The sequence below is a fragment of the Aquabacterium sp. genome, from assembly GCF_004297345.1.
Lineage (GTDB): Bacteria > Pseudomonadota > Gammaproteobacteria > Burkholderiales > Burkholderiaceae_C > Aquabacterium.
Genome location: NZ_SCTN01000441.1, coordinates 1 through 5,767 on the forward strand (window position 1 = coordinate 1; position 5,767 = coordinate 5,767).

General features: G+C 59.0%; 3 protein-coding genes. All 3 read right to left on the reverse strand.

Annotation, left to right across the window (positions count from 1 at the left end):
* Positions 1-2,776 (reverse strand): filamentous hemagglutinin N-terminal domain-containing protein (locus tag EPO09_RS17135; RefSeq protein WP_290644820.1); only part of this gene is annotated, 2,776 nt, incomplete at its 3' end.
* 17 nt (positions 2,777-2,793) lie between these two features.
* Positions 2,794-4,494 (reverse strand): ShlB/FhaC/HecB family hemolysin secretion/activation protein, encoded by a 1,701-nt coding sequence (locus tag EPO09_RS17140; protein WP_290644822.1) that lies wholly within the window; start codon positions 4,492-4,494, stop codon positions 2,794-2,796.
* 210 nt (positions 4,495-4,704) lie between these two features.
* On the reverse strand, positions 4,705-5,767 hold a 1,063-nt coding region (locus tag EPO09_RS17145; protein ID WP_290644824.1), incomplete at its 5' end, for a hypothetical protein.

The following is a 5,767-nucleotide window of genomic DNA, read 5'->3' on the forward strand; positions in this document are numbered from 1 at the left end:
CGTTGCTTCCCTTGATCGATCCGGCACTGTTCATGGTGGCACCACCCGAAACATTGATGCTCACATCGTTTCCGATCACCAAGCCGCGGCCCGATGCCAGGCTGACGCTCCCGCCGCTGACAGCAGGCGCCACACCCGTGCCATCCAGGCGCTGATTCACCCAGTTGCCCGCTACATCGATACTTTGCCCGTCTTTCAAATGCACAGAGCCGACGGCCAAGGTGTCAGACTCGGCCGCCGCATCGTTGAGGCTTTTGGACTCGATCGAAACCGCACCGCCCACACTTTGAATCTTGCCCCCCAACACAATGCCGTTGTGGACAATCGACTGGGTGCTCTTCGCGCCTGTGGCGGGATCAGTGACCGGCACGCTTTCTGCATATGCCGCTGCGCGCAAGGTCAAGCTGCCGTTCTGGGGCAACTTCAAATCAGCGCCATCGTCAACGGTGATATTGCCATTGCTCGCAATGGTCACGCTGCCAAAACCGCTCTTGTTGATCTGCTCGACTGAGATGGCACTCTTGCCAAAGCTACGCTCGTTGGAAAAATCGCTCAGGTCGTCAACCGACTTGGTGACCTCGATGTCCTGCAGCACTGCACTTTGAAAGCCGGATGTGCCAAATTGATAGACAGTACCCACCTTGGATACGTTTTCCATCGTGCCCAGCGTCAAAGCGCCTTTGAAAGCCAAGGCATCCAGACCTGACAACTGCCGGCGCCCAGAAACTGTTGAAGCGTTCAGCTTCGCGGCCACCACCATCTGGGGCGCGATCACATTGAGCTTGCCTGCGTCCTTGCCCTCGGTGTAGCCCTGCTCCATGTGGGCCATGCCAGCCAGGCTGGGCGCGGTCTGCGTTCCAAAACGCGTGGGCGTCATGTTGCCAACACCGGCAATACCCACAATCACCTGATCAGTGGGCGCGGTATTCAGTGTGTAGCGCTGGCCGTTCTTGCCCAGCAAGACGCTGGGGTTGACCATGGCCGAGGTGTAGTTGACCTGCCCGCCCGAAACGTCAATGCTGGCTGTATTGCTCGTGGCGACAGAACCAGTCGAAGTCAACGACACATTGCCGCCGGCAGACATGAACTCGCTGGCCGACTTCAATACGGCATTCTTGTACGCAGAGGTATCGCCGAGGATGGGGGCTGCCTCACGGATATCAAAGGTCAACTTGCTGCGGTAGATCGGGCCGTCCTTCTGAATGGGCGCGTCCTTGAGGTCATTGCCTCCTAGCAAGGCCGTGGTCACAAAATTGCGCGCCACGGATACCGTCGTGTCTTTGGTGCCGGACACATCGATCTTCACGCCGTCACCGACGAGGAGCTTGCCTTGCCCATCCGGCGTCACACCCGCAGCCAGAAGGTTGGCGCGGCTATAGGCAGGCAAGGCCTCCGCTCTCACGTTGACCACGGCTGCGGGCGCTGTGATCACGGCCTGCGAACCGGCTGCGTCACTCGCCCTGTCCTTGAATTCAATGGTCTGCCCCGACATCTCGACACGAGAAGCCGTGAAGACCGAGTTGGCCGAGATGGCGGGAACCTGCCCCCCTTTGTCCAAACCTTGATCAACCGTGATCTGAATGCTGCTTCGATCACCCAATACCAACTGGCCACCCTGCGTGGCCTGCTTGGTCACGCCATTGGTCATCTGCGCTACGACATTGCTGCGTGCCTGCAGAAAGACCGAACCATTTTGGGAGATGCTGGTGGTCGCCAGGATCCGCCCGCTCTGATTGACCGCCCAGCCTACGATGGTCGTGTTACCTGTTGGCGTATTGATGACGCCGGTTGCGGTATTGGCCGCATATTCGCCGGCCTTGCGGCTGGAGTTCACCTCGACCAACAAGCCCTTGACCGCCGGTACGTTCTCATTGGCCTCGGACATATAGAGCGGCGAATTGACGGCAGAAGGTGTGTTCAGGTAGACCTCACTGCCCGCCGCCAGCACCACCTGCCCGTTTTGCGCGGTGATCTGGCCGCCGTTTTCCACTTTGCCACCCAGCAGAAAGACCCGCCCGCCAGACGCAGTCGTGATACTGGCGCCCTCTTCCACCTTCACATAGTTTGTCTCCGGATCGTAGGTGGCGATATCACCATCCTTCCAGCTGAAGAAGGTGGATTGATTGGTCTTGATGCTTTGCAGGCCGCTCTTGTAGTCGTCATCGCTCATGTCCAGCGCAGACGCCATGAGCGAGCCCACGTTCACCTTCGCTGTTTTGCCAAACAGAATGCCGTTGCGGTTGATAAGGTAGATCTCACCACCTGTGATGAGACCACCCTTGCCATCACCATAGTAGGAACTCAGGCTACCAAATATCCGGGAAGCAGACGTTGAATTGCTCACTCTGTTGAGCGCGGATGAATCCTTGTCAGGCAACATGAAAACGACGCTGGACGCTTGCCCGATGTCGAAGCTCTGCCAGTTATAGATGGCCTTCTGCGTCTCCTGATCAATCACCAGCTTGACAGGATCGTTGTTGGCATCGTTGGTGACGGTTCCCTTTCCCTTACCGTAGCTGGCGATGTTTTGCCGCTGTTTCGTAGCCTCATCGATGAAGGGGATCACCGGCACGGGAATGGCGTGGCTGCTCAGTGCAGCCATCGGGTTCATCGTGCCCGCCCAGCCCAGGTGTGCAGGGCCGCTCACACTCAGGCAAGCAGCCAATGCCACCGGACGCAAGGCCCCGATTCGCCAGGATGTCGATCGGCTGGCTCGTTGCTGCTGGCGCAAGCTGCGGCGCTGCGAACGTGATGCGGTGCGAATGGGGTGAGCCATGGGAACTCCAGGGGAAATCAGAAATCGGCAGACAGGCGCACATGCACCCGGTTGTCATTGGCGCGTGTGGTGGTGGCAGCGCGCAAGGCATGCGCCAGATCGCTATTGAGCGTCCAGTCCTTGTAGACCTTGAGCTTGACGCCCACCCCGATGGAGGCCAGGCTTTGTCGGCCTGCCTGGTCAGCAGAAGGATTGAAAACCCGGATCTGCCCGGCATCCACAAAGGCATAAGCGGTCAGTTCATCCAGCCTGCGCCAGAAGCTGTCCACCGCATCGGCCTTCCCCGCAGAAGGGCTCAGGTTGGGTGTGTTGATTTGTACCGAGCCCATCACACCGTGATCGCCCGCCACTTCGGAGCTCAGATAACCCCGGATGTTGTCGCTGCCACCCAGCGCATATTGCTCAACGCCGATAACGGCCTGCGTGGCCACCTGCCCACCCAGACGCAAGCCCAGGTTCCAGCGGCCAACCGGCTGGCTTTGACGAAGATCCACGCGGTAATAGGCAAACCCGCCGTCAGCGCCTTGCCGCTTGCAAGAGAACTGATCTTGCGGACCAAATCCACAATCAACGTCATGCTTGAACAGCGATCCAACGCCGAACACAACGTTATTGGTCCAACTCAGAACTGCGGCATCCTCTTGAACCCAGCTACCGTTGTAGCCTAGCGTCAAGGGCATATAGCGAATGGGCGTGGCAACCTTGTCGCTGCCAACCAATACGCTTTCCTTCATGTTCTTGTAGTCAGCACCGAAGGTCATCACGTGCGACAACGCCCCTGCGCTGGGCAAGCCCCATTGCCGCTTGAGACTGAAGGTGGCGCCACGCCCCAAGATGGATACCGAACTGAAGGCTTCGATCTGAGAGTCGGACCACAATGCCGTGGCCTGCCAGCCATCACCACCCGGTTCTGGAACGATATAGCTCAGGCCGAGTGCCTTGGACTGACTTGGGTTCTGCGGATTGGTGATCGCGATCAACTGCATGCTGTGATCGCGCTGAAAGAGATTGTCGTAACGCGCAGAGGCCGTCAAACGCCAAGGCTTGCTGAACTGGGCATGGTTGTTGTTGAGTTCCAGTGAAGCATGGACGGGCGCCTGATCCGTGACCTTCAATTCCACCTCGGCAGAATTGGGCGTACGGCCTGGACGCAAAACCGGTTGCACGCGACGATCGTCCGTTCGGTTGACCTCGGCCAACTGGGCTTGCACCACATTGAAGTTAGGTACCTTGCCTTCGGCCAACTCAGGTACGCGCGAGCGGATATAGCCTTGTGAGTAGTAGCGAGACCCCGTCACGGCGAGGCGCTCCACGCGGCCCTCCTGCACATTGAGCGTCACAACACCCTGGCTGACTTCTTGCTCGGGCAAATCCACAAAGACCGTCAGGAAACCTGCATCCTGATACGCCTTCTCCAAGGCGATGCGTGCAGCCTCGACATTGGCAAAGGTCTTGCGTTCACCCAGAAAGGGCGTAACCGCCTTCTCGATGGCTTCGTCTGATAACACCGTATTGCCTTCAACGACGAACTCAAGCACGTCGAATGCAGGCGTGGGCGCCTCAGGGGCGGCAGCAGGAGTGGGCAAGGCACGTGCAGGCTCATGGGCTTGTGGCGCATCAGGCTTGACCGTTTGCGCATTCGCACCAGACAGCAAGCCCAAAACAAAACAAGCCACAGCCTGCGCCCGCCACGACGGGGCACTGGACAGTGGTTTCATGCGCGCCAGTGTCGGGGGGGGCAATGAATCGGGAGTGAAAACTCGTAGTCCATACGGACTACTTAACCCTCATTCACGGGGGCACCGGGATGCCTCTTACGGCGCAGGGTGAAATGGCGCCCAAGAAAAATGGCCCCGAGTCCAAAGACCCGAGGCCACACAGCAGGCTCACATGCAGGCCATCAAAGGCCTGCAGAGAATCAAGCTAGATTACTTCGTGAAAGCAGGCACGTTGGTGCTGACGCCGCCGCGGGTGTAACGCGAGCAGAAATAGTCAGCGGCAGCGGCGGCCGTGGCAGGCAAGGTGGTGTCGCCCATGGCTGGGTACGTTGCAGGTGTGGTGTTGCCGTAGGCGCTGCAATCTGCATCAGCAACGGTCGAGCCCGACAGAGGCAGCGCAAACACGCCAGCGATAGCAGGCACGCCAACTTGGCCGAGGTTGTCAGCATTCGTGGCCTTGGTGATGAAGGCATTCAGGAAGCCCAGGGCACCAGCCGACAAGCCACCGTTCACAGCGCTCTTGTTCGTTTGAATTGTGGACTCAACCCAGGCACCGTACTTGCCAACCTTGGCGTTGTCACGCGAAGGCACCACGCCGTCGATGGCCACGAACTTGTAGTTGGCGTTGGTGCCTTGGCCCAGGGTCAGCAGACCCACGCCAAAACCCTTAGAGGCCAGCGCGTTGACGTTACCCAGGCAGGTCACCACGCCGCCGCCGGAACCAGCTTCGTTGATGAAGAACTTGCCGGCCACATCAGATGCCGCTGTCACGTTGGATTGAGCTGGCTTGGCCTTGAAAGGCAGCAGGCCATTGGCGCCGTTTTGCAGGAACAGCGTGTTGATGGCAGCACGGGTGCCCGAACCGATATCACGTGTACAGACGTTCACGCCCACGCCTTCGTTGGCGGCGGTCGTGATGCCCTTCCAGCCCTGGGTCTTGATCGATTGGCTGAACAGGTTGGCCACTTGAGTCGAGCTCAGTGTGGGCAGGCCGGTGGTCGTGCCGTCGACAGTGTGACCGGCTGCTTGCATTTCAGCGTACAGCTTGGTGGTCACGGCCACGCCGAAGACCTGGCTGAACACCGAGTTCACCGAACCGAAGTCGGCCGTAGACACAGGCAAAGACGAGGTAAAGGCTGCAGGACGGTTGTAAGACCCGTTGAACAGCGTTGGTTCTTCGTCAGAGACGCCTGCATCGGGGACCTTGCTCACGGTGCCGGTACAAGCAAAAGGAGTTACATCGGAGCAGGTGCTGATGTTGGTGAATTCGGTG

Excerpts from the sequence above, each read along its gene's own strand:
- EPO09_RS17140 (WP_290644822.1), bottom strand. The coding sequence starts at position 4,494 with ATGAAACCACTGTCCAGTGCCCCGTCGTGGCGGGCGCAGGCTGTGGCT.